This window comes from Bacterioplanoides pacificum, assembly GCF_042648445.1.
GTDB lineage: Bacteria > Pseudomonadota > Gammaproteobacteria > Pseudomonadales > Oceanobacteraceae > Bacterioplanoides > Bacterioplanoides pacificum.
Window position 1 is genome coordinate 78,800 of the sequence record NZ_JBHRYB010000013.1, and the last position, 14,928, is coordinate 93,727.

Below are 14,928 nucleotides of genomic sequence, written 5' to 3' on the forward strand. Positions count from 1 at the left end.
AACATGTTAAGCCGCATTCGGGTTGGTTGATTTACCGGATTTGCTATTCTGATAGAAGAAATAGTCTTCCAGCATGCGTTGTTTGTTGCTCTGCCCCCACCAGTAGAGGGCTTCTGCCAACTTCGGCCAATCCAGGTTAAGGTCGACCATTTTCAGTAAGCGCCGCAGTTGAACAATATCGTTGGGATATTCTGAGCGAATCACCATAAATAAGCGCTTTTCGCTGATTTCTGCTTTGGCCAGTGCTTGGCCCAAGCTAACACCTTCAACGTGTTTTTTAACCGTGGGCAGGCAGTAAATCAGCCGCTTCATTCGCCGATCCCCAGCATGACCGTTCAACAGGTGATAAAAGGCAGGCACTTCGGCCAGTTCATCCGGCTCTGCTAACCGCCGCAACTCGGCTTTGGGGCCCGGTTTTAATTCAGTATATTGCTGGTAAAGACGCATAAAATCAGGCGGATTTTGCTGACTCATGGCTACCTCCTTGTGCTTCTAATTCGTTAAGATATTTGTGTAACAGTCGACGTGACGAGGCCAATGCCTTAAGCATTTTTGGCTCTTGCTGATAGGGTTCTGTTGCCTGATTAAAGAGCCTAAGAACAACTGCTTTCAAAGAGGAATAGAGTTTATCCAAATCGTTTTTCGGTTGCTCAAAATTAATATAGGAAAGTGCATTATGAATCAGGTTTTCGGTTTGTTGATAGAACAGCACATCATACGATTCGGTTAAATTCACACCTGAACCGGCAAATCGATCTTTAATACCTTCACTAAAAATATACAGGGCTTTTCGCAATGATTTTTTATATTCTTGCGCTGTTCGTACCAACTCATCAATAATCTCAGGCTGCTGATCCCATCCTTTTGCCAGGCTGAACATCTCGTGACGTCGTTCCAATACCGTCGCCTGATTATTGCGATAACCCCCAACCATTAAATCTAACCGTCTGGCACCGAGTCGTTTCAGCTGGCCAACCACCGGAACCGGATGATAACCCTCCTTTTCCTGCTGCATTTCCACCACCAACTTGGCTAAATGCACCCAGCTCGGCTGGGTTGTGGTAAACGAAGGAAATTTCTCTTCACGCTCACCTTTTTTAATTACAAACGTACGAGCTGAAAGCGGATGTGGCCAAACGCCGCTTATCGTGTAATTAAATTTTTCTTTATTAAAACCAGTATAAACATCACCCTGCTGGCCGCAGCAGCTACATGCACTTGCTGCTTGTGCCGGCATCAGTTCAAACCGTGCCGGCTGCCAGAACAGGCCGGAGGTTAAGCCAATAGAGCTCGCGGTAATTTTGCTGTCTTTCACCAGCCCGGATACATAGCCAGGTGTTTGCGCCAAAGTGTCTTCATACCAGGGCATTTCCCGCGACAATGATTCTGCCGTTAACACGTTAAACCACAGTGTTTGCCGTAAATCTTCAGCCTCTATCAGCACAGTGATTGGCGTACTGCCCCGCATTCCGGATTTGAATCCACCTCCCATACTGGGGCAGTTATAAGCGGTATTGTATAAAGCAATCGCAACACAACTTGAACATAATCCGCTGGCCAGACCCTGCGGATTGACAAATGCCTTATTAGTCCCATCCGCCACACCCGCCATCAATTTATCCATTGGTGTAGGCTCTTTTGCCTTTACTCCACGAAACTGCATAAACGGCGTTTCAGAATGGCTCAGATCGAACCAGTCTATTTTACCTTCACAACCGTTAACGTATTCCTCAAGCGTCAGCGGCTTTTGCATGCGTTGCACCAGCGCTTTTTTATCCGCTGGGGTAAATAGCACCTGAGTCAAAGCCACCAGCAATTGCAGGCAGGCAAACTCCATATCGTCACGCGGCAGACAGAGCTCGCCGATTTTCTCGCCGCACAACAGTTGCTGCAAGGTGATTTTTTCTGGCAGACCGGCGTGTTGAACCGGTATCCAGGCCTCGGTTAACAGATTCATAGTTTGTCCTTTTCCTCTTCGCCTTTAGGCTGATTTTCCTTACGTTGAAAACCGGTCTGGTTTGAATAGCGGTACCGCCATTGCTGCCATTGACCGTTTAAGTTCTCTCCTGTGTTTTGCATTTCCAGCCAGATCAATCCATCTTTATCCTGCTCAGGCAGCCCTGTTCCCCGCTTGCCCCAACTATGTGGAACAGGCACAGTATTGAGGTTAATGGCTTCGCTTCTGATCAGATCATCCGCCGCAGGCAGTGGCTCATCATTTAATAAACAGCGCTCACCTTGATCATTCAGGTAATAGGGCAGCAGATTGAGGCTCATTTCACCATCACGGGTTAAAACGCTGACATTGGCATCGTCATCCGCTAAGGAATTCATTGAGGACTGCATTAATTGCTTGGCGCAGCAATGTGATGCATAGGCTTCTTCACTGAACTTTTCATAACTGAGCCGTACGGATTCGGGCTCATTTTCCCAACCGGCTTCGTCGTATACCGGCTCGATCCAGGCCCGATAGGCCGCCGGAAATTCCACAAAACCACTGGCATGGCTCGCCTGCTCCAATAATTGATGGGTACGCCACAACACCCGACTGTTACCGTAAATTAGCTCGTGCAGATCGTATTCAGGCGCTGACGGCACCAATACGGAACAAAGCCTTCTTTTATAGCCTTGCGGTCTATCGCGTTCATGGCGATGCAAGCGCCCCATACGCTGAAACAACAGATCAACGGGACATAGCTGGGTGATCAACCAATCAAAATCCAGATCCAATGACTGCTCGACCACCTGAGTGGCAATCAGCAGATGGCCTTTGTCGCGGGCATTCTCAGGTTTGGGATGTTTGCCAAAGGTCTCTACAACTTGTTGTTCTTTTTGCTGACGATCGTTAAAGCTGAAACGTGAATGGAACAGCCCCAGTTGCTCGGCCTCCAGGGTGTCATTTTTTTCAAATCGTTCATACATGGCTTGGTACAGCTGCTGCGCCACATCCACCAGATTGCAAATCAGACAAACCTGCGCACCGGCTGCAACGGCTTGCTCGATACGCAACAGCAGGCTTTCATCCGGCAGCAGTTGCTCATCCGTGAGTAATTCGATTTCCACCGTTACAGGATCAGGCCTCAGCTCAGGACATGGCTTCAGATCGAATGTTGTACTTTCGCTTGAGGCATAGGAGGTGATCAGCGGGTAATCAGCGTTGGCGCCATATCGCTCAGCCTGCCAGGCTCGGGCCAACGCCTGCTTTTGATGATCAGGTAAAGTAGCAGACAATAAAATCGCACTGCCGCCACAGGCTTTTTGTTGTTCAAGTACACCAGCAAGCAAGCCATACATATAACTGTCATAGGCATGCACCTCATCAATAATCAGCACACTGCGGCCAATACCGAAGCCGCGCACAAATTTATGTTTTATCGGCAATACGGAGACTAATACCTGATCCACTGTGCAGACACCAATTTGTCCCAGAAAAACCCGCTTACGACTTTGTGCCAACCACTCACTGCATTGTACCCAGGCTTCTTCTTTACCCTGTGCCGTTACCGGTGTCGCCGACTGCTTTAGGCTAATAAAACCTTCGTGATAACGTGCTCGACCATGCGCCAGAATCAGATTGGTTTCATTGGAGAAAATTTTACTCGCCGCTTCCTCCAACCGCGTATACATGGCATTAGCGGTCGCTTGAGTAGGCAGAGCAAAAACAATGCTATCTGCCAAACCGGCACCCAATAATCGCCAGGCGTAGGCCAATGCGGCTTCGGTTTTTCCTGAGCCGGTAGATGCTTCCATCAAGGTTAAGCTTTGTTTCAAGGGCAAGTCTTTAATCAGTGCCTGGATCTGACGAGGATTGTGACCATTATCCAGTAGCTTTTTAATATCAGGCCCAGCATTAATCCTCGACTGCAATCCCGCAGATCGTAAAGCAGCTTCTGCGGATGGAAGTCGCCCTTGGTACCAGTCATTCAATGCCTTAACCGAATCTTGGGGATTTGCGTCATAGCCGAAAAAATCAGAGGAACCAAGCCAATCACAAACGGAACAGAAGCCTGCCAGCATAATGGCACTTTTCTCATCCAGTACTGGCGGATTATCAGCGAAGCATAAACCAGCAGGAATTAAAAACAGCTGCTCCAGGGTATTGACCCAATCGATGCGAGCCTGACGAAAGATGGGCTCAACAGCTTTGCAGCGTAAGGGAAGTCCAGTATTTTCCGATGCTTCCGGAATTTCCCCATGATGTCCGGCTACCGCTGCCAGCCAGGGTAGCCAGCATTCTTTATCTTCTGAATCATCGAGCATCCAATCATCACCGGTATCAAAGCGTGATTCAAAATCAGCAAAGAACCAGTTCAATCCTTCAGGACCATGAAAATAGCTTTTAATGTCATTAATACTTAGTGGAATATCCTGAACCGCTACATCAGAATTAACGTCAGCAAAAGCCTCCGGAGCTTTACGCTGAAACCGTAAATCCCATTTGCCGTAATCATGCAATGCGATGAAAAACAATACCCAGGCTTTTGCCTGACATTCTTCCAGCCGGGTTTGGGTTACAAAAGCTTGGCGTATACCAGCACTGCGTCGCCACCAGCATTCAGCCACCGCTGCCACATCGAGGCAATGGTAAGGCAACAAATGATAGTCAGCCCCTTCACCATCATGGTCTTTTTTGGCTTTCCCCCAGTATTGAAAGTACGGAGCCGTCATATCCCTGTATCCCGTTGTATTCCCTTAATGTAAGCCGCTACTCATGATGAGCAGCCTATTGGCAAAATCATCACTGAAGTGACTTCATTCAGCCAGATCAGCACAACTAAGGCAATGACTGTATGCACATACACGTCAAAAATTGCGACAGAACCAGGCGCGCCCCCGAGTGGCTGCAGGAGGGGGATTGATAAACGAGGGAATGATAGACGGCAGGTAACGATAGACGAGGCAACAACGGACGGTGGGTAACACTGCGCTTACCCACCCTACGGATCGAATTTTTCTGTGATTACTAGCCAAGCTCGATGGCCTGACGAATCAGGTTGCGTTTGCTGATATTGCCACGCGTCAGACGTGCCAGTGTATCTTCCGGACCCAGCAGTTTTTCCATAATCAGGTCCTCATCATCGCCCTGCTGTTTCAGTTCAGCCGCCTGCTGACAAAGTTTGCTCAGGTTATCGAACTTATCCTGCAATGCTTGTTTGCCCTGTTCAACAATGCCGTTATGCGGGCAAAACAACACCTCAAAGTCGAGCGCCAGCAGTGTTTCCAGGCTGGCCATTAACTGCTGCAGGTTTTCGTCGGCGCGCAGCAACTTAAGCGAACGGGAAATATACATATCGCCGCTGAACAGGTATTTCTGCTGCGGGAAAAACAGACAATGCAGATCTTTAGCGTGCCCCGGTGTATGAACCGCCTGCACCCGGGTGCCGTCGTCGAGGCAGAAATCCAATGGCAAAGGTTCGGTTTGAGCCGGAATCGGGCTGCCCCAGATTATTTTCTGCAACAGCGGCGTAGGGTAACCGCGGGCGATTTTCTCGCGCCCCTGCTGCGGCGCCAGGGGCATCAGTTGCTTAAGCCGGGCAATACGACCGGCATTACCGGCATGATCTTCGTGGTGATGAGTAATCAGTAACTGCCGGACATCCACCTTATCCAGCTCTCGGCGAATAAACTTCCATTGATTGGTTGGCCCGGTGTCGATCAGAGTATTACCGATACGATAAACGATAAATGTGGTATTAATCCCCAGATTAAACCGCCCCACCCGGAAGCCAACCACACTGTGTTGACCGTTGTCGTACTGATAATGCTTTAAAACTGCCATAACTGCCTGCTTAAATCCTGAAACTCACCGCCACCGGCGGCAGACACCTTAGCCAGTTTGGTCACAGTGGCACAATGACCAAACTGCTCCGCTTCACTGACACTTCAGCACACTGTCTTTTTGACCCGGCCATCGTACCGCGCTCCATAACCCGGTATACTGCGCGCTTTTCCAGAGAATCGATCATGTCTTTTGCCAACCTGGGGTTGTCCCCCGAGCTTCTGCAGGCTATTGAAGAGCAGGGCTACCAGACGCCATCCCCGATCCAGCAACAAGCAATTCCAGCCGTTCTGAGCGGCAAAGATGTGATGGCCGCCGCCCAGACCGGCACCGGTAAAACCGCCGGCTTTACCCTGCCGATCCTGCAGAAACTCAGCGATGGCGAACGTGCCCGTGCCAATCAGGTACGCGCCCTGATCGTCACTCCGACCCGCGAGCTGGCGGCCCAGGTGGGCGATAACGTCCGCGCCTATTCCGAACATCTACCATTAACCTCAGCCGTGGTATTCGGCGGCGTCAAAATTAATCCACAAATGTTACGCATGCGCCGTGGTGCCGATATCCTGGTGGCCACACCCGGCCGGCTGCTGGATTTATACTCGCAGAATGCTGTGCGCTTTAAGCAGCTGGAAGTGCTGGTACTGGACGAAGCCGATCGTATGCTGGACATGGGCTTTATTCACGACATTAAAAAAATTCTGAAAATTCTGCCCGAGCAGCGCCAGAACCTGCTGTTTTCGGCAACCTTTTCCGACGAGATTAAAACCCTGGCCAAAAGCCTGACCAATAATCCGCTGGAAATCTCCGTGACACCGGCCAACAGCACCGCCAAAAAGGTGGAACAGGTAATGCACCCGGTTGATAAAAAACAAAAACCGCGGCTGCTTAAATATTTGATTCAGGAAAATAACTGGCAACAGGTACTGGTATTTTGCCGCACCAAACACGGCGCCAACCGGTTAACCAAATACCTGGAAGAAAACAACATCCGCGCCGCGGCCATTCACGGCAACAAAAGCCAGGGAGCCCGCACCCGGGCGCTGAGCGAATTTAAATCCGGTGAAATTCAGGCCCTGATCGCCACCGACATCGCTGCCCGTGGTATCGATATCGACCAGCTGCCGCAGGTAGTCAACTTCGATCTGCCAAACGTCGCGGAAGATTACGTTCACCGGATCGGCCGTACCGGACGTGCCGGTGCCAGTGGTCATGCGGTATCGCTGGTGGCTGCCGACGAGATCAAAGAATTATCCCAGATCGAAAACTTATTAGGTAAACACCTGGAACGTGACTATATTCCGGGCTACGAACCGGTGCACGAGGTGCCACAATCAACCTTGCGCAGCAAACCAAAAAAGTCTAAAAAACCGAAAAAGCCAAAGGCGCCCGGACACCAGGACGGCCAGAAGTCCGTCAGCAAACATCACCAGCGAGCGGCAAACAGTGGTGATGGGAAAAAAGCACCGTGGCAAAAAAAGTCAGCGACCAATCGTAAAACAGACGGAGCAACCGCTAAGCCACCTCGCCGGCCACAGAAAAGAACGCCAGCCAGCTAACACCAGCTGCGCTGCCCAGAAAAGCCGCTCGTTATCCGGGCGGCCAGCAAGCCAAACTCCCCGCCTATTCAGATGCCGCAATCACCGACTGCAGATAATCGAATACCCGCTGCGGTGAAATTTCGCGGTAACAGGGCGGCTGAATGTCGCCCGGTTCGTTCAGCAGGCATTTTTTCGATAAACACGGGGCACAGGGTAATTCACTTTTAATGACTTCCACCTGCGGTCCGAGCACACCGGTCAGAGTTGCATCGGTAGCACCATAAATCGCCACCGACGGCACTTCCAGTGCGGCCACCACATGGGACAAGCCGGTATCAACACCGACAATGGCCTGGGCGTAAGCCAGGTAAGCATTGAGTTCATTGAGACCCATTTTCGGCAACACCCGGGCGCCATCGACCTGTTCTGCAATACGTTCAGCGCGTTGTTTTTCCTCGTCATTGCCCCAGGGCAACAGCACCTGTTTGCCAGCCTGGGTCACCCGCTGTGCCAGCTCAGTCCAGTAGGCTTGTGGCCATAATTTGGTGATCCAGGTGGTGCCGTGCAAAAACAGCCAATAATCGCCTGCAACCGCCGGCCGCTGCCAGCGACCGCGATCAACACCGTACGATAACGTGGCGGGAACCTCATAACCCAATACCCGGGCAAATAACTGCCGCACCCGGGGGATAGCATGCTGGCCTTTGGCAATCGTCTGAGGAAACTGATACGCCAGCGCCGCCAGCGGTTCGCGGCAGGAGTCTTTGCTCAGGCCATAACGCGGGCCCCTGGCCATACGGGTAAATAAGGCGCTTTTGATCAGCCCCTGGGCGTCCAGTACCACATCGTATTGTTCGCTTTTCAGTTGCCGGCGGAACGCCTTCATTTCAGCGCGATTGGAGTGACTGAACAGGTTTTTACGCCAGCGCCGCCAGGCCACCGGAATCACCTGAGTCACCGCCGGGTGCCAGGCCGGAATATCGGCAAAGGCTTCTTCCACCAGCCAGTGAATTTCAATACCCGGCACTTGCTGCCAGGCATCTTCAACGGCGGGTAAGGTATGAAATACATCTCCCAGTGAGGAGGTTTTAACCACAAGTACTTTCACAACAGGGGTTCCGGAAATCAGGCTGAACACGGCCCCGCCACAGCGGGAGGCCGAACTGTACGTGATTCTGAGTGGGATTCAAAGGCGCCCACGCTGGGCGATGACCAAGACATAAAAGATAACGGTATAATTGCATTTGCTTGACTTTAACGACCTCAGCCGCAACCATCCGCCCTTTCTGTCATCCTGCCAGCGAGAGTTGTTGTGCTGAAATCCTGGAAGTTCTGGGCCGGTATCGCCCTGTTAGCGGGCCTTATTTATCTGGTTGAAGCCAGCTTTGGCTGGGGTAAGGTACTGGCCAGCTGGCAATCGGTTCCGCCGCGCTCCTTGGCACTGGCGGTGGCGCTGATGCTGCTCAGTTATATCCTGCGGGCACTGCGTTTTTACGATTTTTTTTATCATCACTGCCGTGGCCATCTGGGTCTGCTGACCCGTATTACAGTACTGCATAATTTTTTTAACAACCTGCTGCCCATGCGCAGTGGTGAAACCGCCTTTCCGCTGCTGATGAAACAACACTTTGCCCTGCCCTATCGCCACAGCGGCCCGGCGCTGTTATGGCTGCGGCTGCTCGATCTGTACGCTTTGCTGGTACTGGCGATGATTTCCCTGCAAACCCTGCTGCCCTGGCCGGAAGAGCTGCGCTGGGCGGTGAGTGGTGCGTTACTGATGGCGCCGTTGCTGGTATTACCGTTGCAAAACCGGGTTGAACAGTGGCTGCATCACCACCCGTCCGGCTGGTCGGGTAAAGCCGCCGAACTGATGCATGCCTTACCGAAATCCCCCTGGCCTTTTATCCGCGCGTTATTCTGGACATTGCTGAACTGGGCGCTGAAACTGGCCGTATATGCCTGGTTACTGCAACAGTTTTTGCCTATGCCCTTCAGCCACAGCTGGGTCGGTGCCACCACCGGTGAGCTGTCCAGCGTGCTGCCGGTTAACGGCGTGGCCGGTGCCGGCACCTACGAAGCCGGTATCGTCGCCGGCTTATTACCCTGGGGCGCCGATAAAACCCTGGCGCTGGCAGCGGCGGTTAATCTGCACTTATTTGTGCTCGGCAGCACCTTTTTACTCACCGGCCTGATTGCGCTGCTTACGATTCGTACAGTCCATACCACCGGGCAACAGTGAGTTCCCGCCAAAGGCGGCTCAGCAGCGCCCAAAAGCCCGCCGCATGACACTACTTTAGTTTTCTACGCAGTGGCTTTTGGGTATCATCCCTTCTCTTTTTTACCTTTTAGCTGACTTTATTACAGAGTGGTGTTCATCTTGACTGAGGCAAGCAAACCGTCGTTATCCGTTGTCATTCCGATGTTTAATGAGATCGACAACGTCGCCCCCATGGTTGCCCGTGTGCACGAAGGGCTGGCAGATTACGAAGGTCAGTGGGAATTATTGGTCGTCGACGATGGCAGCACCGACGGCACACCACAGGCGCTGTATAAAGAGAGCGAACAATACGGCAGCCACGTACGGGTGGTGGAGCTGCGCCGCAACTTCGGCCAGACCGCCGCGATGCAGGCCGGTATTGACGAAGCCCGTGGCGAACTGATCGCCACCCTCGACGGTGACTTACAGAACGATCCGGCCGACATTCCCCGCATGGTGGATCACCTGATCGAAAAAGACCTGGATCTGCTGACAGGCTGGCGTAAAAACCGCAAAGATGATCTGGTACTGCGGAAAATTCCTTCCCGCATCGCCAACCGCTTAATCGGCAAGATTACCGGTGTACGCATCAACGATTACGGCTGCTCGCTGAAAATCTATCGTTCATCGGTGATTAAACAGGTGCGGCTTTACGGTGAGATGCACCGCTTTATTCCGGCCTGGGTCGCCGCGGTCGTACCACCAAGCCGAATTGGCGAGATCGTGGTTTCTCATAATGCCCGGGTTGCCGGTGAATCGAAGTACGGCATTTCGCGCACCTTCCGGGTGATCCTCGACCTGCTGTCGGTGTACTTTTTCATGCGTTATCGCGCCCGCCCGGGGCACTTCTTTGGCTCCATTGGCCTGGCACTGGGCTCAGTCGGTGGCGCCTTACTGGCATACCTGGGCTTCCTGAAAATCTTCCTCGGCGAAGACATCGGCACCCGGCCTCTGTTCCTGATCGCGGTGGTATTTGTGATTGCGGCGCTGCAGTTCCTCACCACCGGTGTGTTATCTGAGCTGATTTCGCGCACCTATTTTGAGTCCTCACAGCGTCAGCAATACGCTATTTACAACCGCCAGGGTGACTGCGAAGAAAGCGGCAGCTGCTGGGCCGAACCGGGCCAGAAGCGCTCTGCTGACTCAACCGCCGATAACACAACCTCCGACAACAACACGGAAAACAGCTGATCACTTATGCGTAATCTGTCTGTCCCCTACTGGCTGATTGCCGCCCTGATTGCTTTCTTTTTTGTCAATCTCGGCGGCTACCTGTTATTCGATCACGATGAGGGGGCATTCAGCGAAGCCACCCGTGGTATGTTCGAACGGGGTGATTTTATCACCACCTACCTCAACGACCGGGTGCGGTTTGATAAACCTATCCTGATTTATTGGTTACAGGGCGCATCAATGGCGCTGTTCGGCACCGAAGTCTGGGCGTTCCGGCTGCCGTCGGCACTGGCAGGGCTGAGCTGGTCGCTGGCGATCTTTTTCTTTACCCGTCGCTACCTCGATCAAAGCACCGCCATTGCCGCCGCACTGATTGCGGCTGCCGCTCTGGGGATCAATATGATTGCCCACGTCGCCACCGCCGACGCCCTGCTGAACGCCTTATTAGCGGCCTCGCTGCTGTGTATTTACCGCTACAGTACCGACCCGTCCAATCGCTTACTGGCCATTATTTACGCCCTGATGGCGCTGGGCGTATTAACCAAAGGGCCGGTGGCAGTCGCCATTCCGCTACTGGTGGCCGCAATATTCTTCCTCTGGTCGGGCAAAAAAGACGCGCTGCTGCAGGCGTTGTTTTATTTCCCCGGCTGGCTGCTGTTTCTCGCCATCGCTGCGCCCTGGTATGTGCTCGAATACCTGGCCCAGGGGCAGGATTTTATTGATGGTTTTATCCTGAAACATAACGTCAGCCGCTTTAACAACGCGATGGAAGGCCACGATGGCGGGCCATTGTTTTATGTGGTGTTATTGCCGTTTATCCTGGCGCCGTTTGGCGCCCTGCTGTTACGCATCGTGCCCAGCATCCGCACCATTCGCAGCACAGCCGAACAACCCGACCTGCTGAACCGTTATTTGTGGATCTGGTTCCTGGTAGTGCTGACGTTATTCAGCCTGGCCAGCACCAAACTGCCACATTACATTCTGTACGGCGTGACACCGCTGGTTATTCTGATGGCCCGGTATCGCACCTGGCTCAGCAGCCGCTGGTTCAGCCTGCTGTTCCCGTCGCTGTTTTTTGCCTTAATGGTGGCTTTCCCACTGCTGATCCCAACCATTACCGCCAGCCTGACCAATCCGATTGAAATTGCCGCCGCACAACGCGCTGCGGAATACATTAATCAGGATTTTGCCATTATTGCCGCGCTGGCCTGGTTGGTGGCGCTGGCACTGATCTTATGGCGCCGCCTCAGTCCCTGGGCCGCACTGATTCTGGTCGGTGGCATTCAGACATTGTTTGTCTGGTTTGTTTTTGTCCCCGCCATCAGCGAAGCGCAACAACGACCGGTATGGGACGCTGCCCAGTTTGCCAAACAGCTGAATGAACCTGTTATCACGCAGTCCATCGATATGCCCAGCTTTAACGTTTACCTCGGCACCTGGACCGAACGCCGTTCACTGCAACCCGGCGAAGTGGGCTATGGCCGCGAAGACCGGGTGAAAAGCATCCCCCATTACGACGTTTTGTTTCAGTCGGGTCCGATTGTGATTATCCGCCGTACCGATGGCAGTCAGACAGAGAGCCCGCAGGAATCGTCCAGCCATGAGCAATAATACTCAGTCCCGCCTCAGTATCGCGCTGCTGAGCACGGCGGCATTGTTATTAGCGCTCGCTTTGTGGCTCTGGAGCCAGCAGTTGAATGCCAGCTGGTTCAGTCTCTGGAATGGCGCCGGTGCACATCTGCCCGCCGCAGTCTGGGCCAATCTGACACTGGTTGCTGATACCTTATTCGCCGTCGCTGCCATCCTGATGGTGGCCAGCTACCACCCCCGCCTGTTAGGCCAGTCATTATTATTGTTGCTGCTGGGTGGTTTGTTTGTGCACCTTATTAAACAAGGACTGAACGTACCTCGGCCACCGGCGGTGCTTGAAGCCGACAGCTTCCGTTTAATTGGCCCGGCGCTGAAAAACGAAAGTTTTCCTTCCGGTCATGCCTTTACCGCAATGAGCGCAGCCAGCCTGATTGCCCTGAATCTGAAACATCACACCCCGGCGTTACTGATTCTGGCGATTGGTTTTCTGGCCGCGATCAGCCGGGCCATGGTCGGCGCCCACTGGCCACTGGATATTCTGGTGGGCAGCGGCAGCGGCATTCTGTTCGCCTGGTTATGTGTCAGACTGGAGTACCGCTATCGCTGGCTGCAAAGCAATGGCTGGCGTTTTTTCAGCCTGATATTACTGACGCTGGCCAGCCTGGCACTGGCGTTTCACGATGATCGTTACCCCGACACCCAGGCGCTGAGCATACTGGCCAGCCTGGCCGCCTTAGCGCTGGCCATGCAGCGTTACTGGTTGCCGCTGTTACGGGCGCTGCGTGCTGACTAACGTCGGCGGCGGTGAATCCAGGTTATAAAAAAGGCTCCTCGCGGAGCCTTTTTTATAACATCGGAAATCAGCGCCATCAGGCGCCAAACAAATCATAACTGATACCGCCGTCTTCACCCTGATCCAGCCAGCCCTGTGGCTTGGAAAACGTCTGCTCCATCAGCTGTGCCAGACTGTCGGGAATCTTACGCTTAGGGGTATCGGCCAGCATTGCCGTCAGTTTGCTTTCATCAATTCCCAGGCAGGCCGCCATGGTCTCAATATCCAGCGCGTTCTCACGCATCAGCTCCTGGGCCCGCTGCCAGCGAATACCTTGATCTGACATCACAAATACTACCTTTTAAATTGATATTAACAACTTGGCTTCAACAATATTTTTCTTTAAGCCTTTTCAGCCACTGCTATATAGTGGAGCTAACGAATATTGCCCAAAGCTGAAATATTACCTCAATCTTTCGGTAATATGCTGGCAAAAAATGAAATAACACAAGTTGAGATAAAATTATGCGTCGTGTCGTCGTAACCGGTATGGGAATTGTGGGTTGTTTAGGAAACAACAAAGAGGAAGTGCTGGCCTCACTGCAGGCACAACGTTCCGGTATTTCCTTCCAGCCGTCCTACGAAGAGATGGGATTCCGCAGCCATGTTGCCGGCAGCCCCAATATTGACCTGGCGGAACACATCGACCGCAAACTGAAGCGTTTTATGGGGGACTCTGCCGCCTACGCGTACCTGTCGATGAAACAGGCCATCGAAGACGCCGGCCTGGCCGACGACATCGTCAGCCACCCGCGCACCGGTTTAGTCACCGGCTCCGGCGGTGCATCATCATCCGACATCGTTGAATCGGTCGATATCCTGCGTGAAAAAGGCATTCGTAAAGTCGGTCCTTACCGCGTTACCCGCACCATGGGCTCCACCACCTCCGCTAACCTGGCCACGCCGTTTTCGATCAAAGGGGTGAACTACTCCATGACGTCTGCCTGTGCCACCAGCGCCCACTGTATTGGTCATGCGATGGAACTGATTCAGTGGGGCAAACAGGACGTGGTGTTTGCCGGTGGCGGTGAAGAAGAACACTGGAGCCTAACCGCTCAGTTTGATGCCATGGGCGCGTTATCGAGCAAATACAACGACACGCCGGAAAAAGCCTCCCGCGCTTATTGCTCCAGCCGTGATGGTTTTGTCATCGCTGGCGGTGGCGGCATGCTGGTACTGGAAGAATACGAACACGCCGTCGCCCGGGGCGCCACTATTTATGCCGAGCTGAGCGGTTATGGTGCCACTTCCGACGGTGCCGACATGGTTGCGCCGTCCGGCGAAGGCGCCATCCGCTGCATGCAGATGGCACTGGAAATGGCCGGCAACCCGGTAATTGATTATCTGAATACTCACGGTACCAGCACCCCGGCCGGTGATATCACTGAGTTAAAAGCCGTCGGTGAAGCATTCGCGACACAACGTCCGCCGATCAGCTCCACCAAATCCCTGACCGGCCACTCACTCGGTGCTGCCGGAGTACAGGAAGCCATCTACAGCCTGCTGATGATGAAGCACGGTTTTATTACCGGCAGCGCCAACATCGAAGCGTTGGATGAAGGCACTCAGGGCTTCGATATTGTCACCGAAAACCGTGATAAAGAACTCAATACTGTGATGTCTAACAGCTTTGGTTTTGGCGGCACCAACGCCACGCTGATTTTTAACAAAATCTGATTGTTAAATGGGTGTCATAATTGTTTTGTTGTGATTGTTCACCTACTGCAAAAAATGACATACTCAGTGATGAAATAAGGGC

The 14,928-nt window shown here is 52.8% G+C and carries 12 protein-coding genes; 6 read left to right on the plus strand and 6 right to left on the minus strand.

Annotation, left to right across the window (positions count from 1 at the left end):
* Window positions 1-6 precede the first annotated feature (6 nt).
* From casB to ACFOMG_RS11615, 4 genes are all read right to left on the minus strand, one after another.
* Window positions 7-474, minus strand: coding sequence for a type I-E CRISPR-associated protein Cse2/CasB (gene casB / locus ACFOMG_RS11600; RefSeq protein WP_376866793.1), 468 nt, complete (start codon window positions 472-474; stop codon window positions 7-9).
* On the minus strand, window positions 452-1,957 hold the full coding sequence (gene casA, locus ACFOMG_RS11605; RefSeq protein WP_376866795.1) for a type I-E CRISPR-associated protein Cse1/CasA: 1,506 nt from the start codon (window positions 1,955-1,957) through the stop codon (window positions 452-454). Before casA ends, casB begins: the two co-directional genes overlap by 23 nt.
* On the minus strand, window positions 1,954-4,668 hold the full coding sequence (gene cas3, locus ACFOMG_RS11610; protein WP_376866797.1) for a CRISPR-associated helicase/endonuclease Cas3: 2,715 nt from the start codon (window positions 4,666-4,668) through the stop codon (window positions 1,954-1,956). Before cas3 ends, casA begins: the two co-directional genes overlap by 4 nt.
* Before the next feature lie 295 nt (window positions 4,669-4,963).
* A complete protein-coding gene (locus tag ACFOMG_RS11615; protein WP_376866799.1) occupies window positions 4,964-5,779 on the minus strand; it encodes an MBL fold metallo-hydrolase in 816 nt (271 codons plus the stop codon).
* Between the two features lie 185 nt (window positions 5,780-5,964).
* On the opposite strand from ACFOMG_RS11615, the gene ACFOMG_RS11620 reads away from it, so the two are divergent.
* Window positions 5,965-7,335 carry a DEAD/DEAH box helicase gene (locus tag ACFOMG_RS11620; RefSeq protein ID WP_376866800.1) on the plus strand — a complete coding sequence of 457 codons (1,371 nt, stop codon included), beginning with the start codon at window positions 5,965-5,967 and terminating at the stop codon, window positions 7,333-7,335.
* Between the two features lie 64 nt (window positions 7,336-7,399).
* On the opposite strand, the gene waaC is transcribed toward ACFOMG_RS11620, so the two are convergent.
* Window positions 7,400-8,425, minus strand: coding sequence for a lipopolysaccharide heptosyltransferase I (waaC, locus tag ACFOMG_RS11625; protein ID WP_376866801.1), 1,026 nt, complete (start codon window positions 8,423-8,425; stop codon window positions 7,400-7,402).
* 204 nt (window positions 8,426-8,629) lie between these two features.
* On the opposite strand from waaC, the gene ACFOMG_RS11630 reads away from it, so the two are divergent.
* From ACFOMG_RS11630 to ACFOMG_RS11645, 4 genes are all read left to right on the plus strand, one after another.
* Window positions 8,630-9,556, plus strand: coding sequence for a lysylphosphatidylglycerol synthase transmembrane domain-containing protein (locus tag ACFOMG_RS11630; RefSeq protein ID WP_376866802.1), 927 nt, complete (start codon window positions 8,630-8,632; stop codon window positions 9,554-9,556).
* Window positions 9,557-9,694: 138 nt separating this feature from the next.
* On the plus strand, window positions 9,695-10,765 hold the full coding sequence (locus ACFOMG_RS11635; RefSeq protein ID WP_376866803.1) for a glycosyltransferase family 2 protein: 1,071 nt from the start codon (window positions 9,695-9,697) through the stop codon (window positions 10,763-10,765).
* A gap of 6 nt (window positions 10,766-10,771) precedes the next feature.
* On the plus strand, window positions 10,772-12,358 hold the full coding sequence (locus ACFOMG_RS11640; protein WP_376866804.1) for an ArnT family glycosyltransferase: 1,587 nt from the start codon (window positions 10,772-10,774) through the stop codon (window positions 12,356-12,358).
* On the plus strand, window positions 12,348-13,130 hold the full coding sequence (locus tag ACFOMG_RS11645) for a phosphatase PAP2 family protein (protein ID WP_376866805.1): 783 nt from the start codon (window positions 12,348-12,350) through the stop codon (window positions 13,128-13,130). The genes ACFOMG_RS11640 and ACFOMG_RS11645 overlap by 11 nt, the downstream gene beginning before the upstream one ends.
* Window positions 13,131-13,206: 76 nt before the next feature.
* Here the strand turns inward: ACFOMG_RS11645 and ACFOMG_RS11650 are convergent, their stop codons facing one another.
* On the minus strand, window positions 13,207-13,458 hold the full coding sequence (locus ACFOMG_RS11650; protein ID WP_376866806.1) for a hypothetical protein: 252 nt from the start codon (window positions 13,456-13,458) through the stop codon (window positions 13,207-13,209).
* Between the two features lie 176 nt (window positions 13,459-13,634).
* Between ACFOMG_RS11650 and fabB the strand changes: the two genes are divergently transcribed.
* On the plus strand, window positions 13,635-14,846 hold the full coding sequence (fabB, locus tag ACFOMG_RS11655) for a beta-ketoacyl-ACP synthase I (RefSeq protein WP_376866807.1): 1,212 nt from the start codon (window positions 13,635-13,637) through the stop codon (window positions 14,844-14,846).
* The last annotated feature ends 82 nt before the right edge of the window (window positions 14,847-14,928 follow it).

What these genes read in the sequence shown, in the direction of transcription:
- fabB (WP_376866807.1), top strand. Translation starts at nt 13,635, where the DNA reads ATGCGTCGTGTCGTCGTAACCGGTATGGGAATTGTGGGTTGTTTAGGA.
- casB (WP_376866793.1), bottom strand. Translation starts at nt 474, where the DNA reads ATGAGTCAGCAAAATCCGCCTGATTTTATGCGTCTTTACCAGCAATAT.
- ACFOMG_RS11645 (WP_376866805.1), top strand. Translation starts at nt 12,348, where the DNA reads ATGAGCAATAATACTCAGTCCCGCCTCAGTATCGCGCTGCTGAGCACG.
- ACFOMG_RS11640 (WP_376866804.1), top strand. Translation starts at nt 10,772, where the DNA reads ATGCGTAATCTGTCTGTCCCCTACTGGCTGATTGCCGCCCTGATTGCT.
- cas3 (WP_376866797.1), bottom strand. Translation starts at nt 4,668, where the DNA reads ATGACGGCTCCGTACTTTCAATACTGGGGGAAAGCCAAAAAAGACCAT.
- ACFOMG_RS11615 (WP_376866799.1), bottom strand. Translation starts at nt 5,779, where the DNA reads ATGGCAGTTTTAAAGCATTATCAGTACGACAACGGTCAACACAGTGTG.
- casA (WP_376866795.1), bottom strand. Translation starts at nt 1,957, where the DNA reads ATGAATCTGTTAACCGAGGCCTGGATACCGGTTCAACACGCCGGTCTG.
- ACFOMG_RS11620 (WP_376866800.1), top strand. Translation starts at nt 5,965, where the DNA reads ATGTCTTTTGCCAACCTGGGGTTGTCCCCCGAGCTTCTGCAGGCTATT.